The 278-nt window shown below is 55.0% G+C and carries 1 protein-coding gene; it reads right to left on the bottom strand.

Going from position 1 to position 278, the window contains the following annotated elements:
* Positions 1-278: TrbI/VirB10 family protein (locus EN853_RS33770; protein ID WP_281062262.1), on the bottom strand; the 278-nt coding region annotated here is incomplete at both ends.

The following is a 278-nucleotide window of genomic DNA, read 5'->3' on the forward strand; positions in this document are numbered from 1 at the left end:
CAGACCATGAGAACGCGACTCTGCCCGAATGACACCTTGCTATCGTAACGGCCAAATAGCTTTGTACCCTGAGGAATGAGAACGTAATGCCCCGTGGCGCTGTCGTAGACGTTCTGGGAGGCCTGTGCGGTGATGCGGCCGGGAAGATCGGAGTTGATACCAGTGATTAGGGTGGCCGGGATGACGGAACCACGTTTCAGCTCATAGGGAGATTGCTGCGGAATCACACGGCTTGGAAGGTAGCCGAGCTCCTTCAGATCTGTGTTGAAAAAGTCCTC

It is taken from the genome of Mesorhizobium sp. M1C.F.Ca.ET.210.01.1.1 (assembly GCF_004791585.1).
Classification (GTDB): domain Bacteria; phylum Pseudomonadota; class Alphaproteobacteria; order Rhizobiales; family Rhizobiaceae; genus Mesorhizobium.